1 protein-coding gene is annotated in these 2132 nt (G+C 50.3%); it reads left to right on the plus strand.

What is annotated here, in order from left to right:
• Positions 1-2132, plus strand: a 2132-nt coding sequence (locus tag AC1WIP_RS14930) for an LTA synthase family protein (protein ID WP_481142574.1), incomplete at both ends; no start/stop codon positions are given.

The raw sequence follows: 2132 nt of genomic DNA on the forward strand, positions 1-2132 counted from the left end.
GTCTATGATCCGATTGACGGCCGGCCTGGCCGGGTTTTTGCTGTATCTGGAAATCATATACCATCTGAGCGGATTTGGCCTGGCAGGATGTATGCCGGCGTATACGGTGGCGCTGATTGCAGCATGGTCCGGTATATGGTCTCTTGTGATAGGACTTTGCAGAGGGCTTTTAAAAAAGATTATTTTTTATGCCGTGATCTGGTTTTATACGATTTGGTCTGGGGCGCAGATTGTCTATCTTGGCATTTTTAAGCAGCCGCTTTTGTGGGAAGGAATTTTCCGGGGCGGACAGGATGCGCTGACCAATTACTGGCGGGAGGCCCTTGCGGGAATATGGCAGATGATTCCCTTTCTGGCGCTTGTGGTACTGCCGGGGGTGGTCCTTGGCATTTTGATGCACCATTTCAGGGTAAAGCTGCCGGATTTGGGCGTGCTGGAGGTTTTGCGGTTAAATGTGGTAATCTGTGTTGGGATCGTAGGAGAGATCACGGTTATGGAAATTGGAAAGACCCTGGAAGCGGATTATTACGAAGGTTATTCTGATTTTTATGATCCTCTCGGGGTTGCCAGAGGACTGGGATTTCTTCCCATGCTGCAGCGTGACACTTATATTTGCATGACGGATGGCGGGAAGGAGCTGTGGAATGGCATTGTAGCCAGATTTTCCAGGGAGCCTGAGAGAAGCGGGGGCCAGGCAGCACAGGCCGGCTCGGCAAAACCGGGAGAAAACCCGGCCCAGGAAATACCGCCCAAGGAGACAAATCCCCAAAGTACGCTGCCTGGAGACGGCCAGGAAGCCACGGAGAGCTTAGGTCCCCAGGAAGGCTCAGGCTCTCAGGGAGCTCCCCCTTTCCAGGAGGGAACACAGACTCAGGACGGAGATTTGGGGGACGGGGGAGCCTTAGAAAACACAGAGCCTGGAAAGCATGAAATGAAGCTGGACTTTTCTTTGCTGAGAGAGCTTTCCGACAGCGAAGAGAAACTGTGGCTGGCAGATTACATAGAAGCGGAAGAGCCCACTTTAGAAAACGAATATACGGGACTGTTTGAGGGATATAACCTGATTTTTCTGACGGCGGAGGGCTTTTCTCCTTATGCGGTCAGAGAGGATTTGACACCAACTCTGTACCGGCTTGTGAATTCCGGCTTTGTGTTTGAAAATTATTATGTGCCCCTTTGGCAGACCAGCACCAGCGACGGAGAATACATCAACTGTACCGGGCTGATTCCGGACAGGCAGTTCAGCATGCGAAAGAGCGCTTCCAATGAAATGCCCTTTACCCTTCCAGCTTTTTTTGCCAGGGAGGGGGTGGACTCCCTGGCTTATCACAATAACAGTCTGTCTTACTATGACCGTTATCTGACACATCCCAATCTTGGGTATGACTTTAAGGGCTGCAGGCTGGGAAGCCTTTCTGAGGAGGAGTGGGGGGATAAGATTTTTCCCATGGAGAATCCGGACGCCTGGCCTGCTTCCGATTTGGAAATGCTGCAGGGGACGGTGCCGGAATACATAAACAAATCCAGATTTCATGTGTATTACATGACAGTTTCCGGCCATATGAATTATAATTTTACAGGAAATGCCATGGCGGCCAAAAACAGGGAGGCTGTTTCCGGTCTGGAAATGTCGGAAAATGCCAGAGCCTACATCGCCTGCAATATTGAGCTGGACAAGGCGCTGGAATATCTGCTGGAAAGGCTTTCAGAGGCGGGAGCGCTGGAAAAGACCGTTATCTGTCTGAGCGCGGATCATTATCCCTACGGCATGACAAAGGAGCAGTATGAAGAGCTTGCGGGAACCTCCCTCTCTCAGGGAATGGACCTTTATCGCAACAGTCTGATTCTGTGGAACAGTCAGATGGAGGAGGAGCCTGTGGTTGTGGAAAAAGCCTGCGGGCCTATGGACCTTTTGCCTACCCTGCTCAATTTGTTTGGATTTTCTTATGATTCCAGAATGTATGCGGGGAGAGATATTTTTTCCCCAGAGGAGGGACTTGTGATTTTCAATGACCGCAGCTTTGTGACAGATTCTGTGATTTACAATAAAACGGAAAAGCAGATGATCTGGCTTACGGACGAGAATGGAAATTTTAAGGTTCCTGAAGAAGAGCAGGAATCCTATCTGGAGC

Source organism: Acetatifactor sp. (assembly GCF_982438285.1).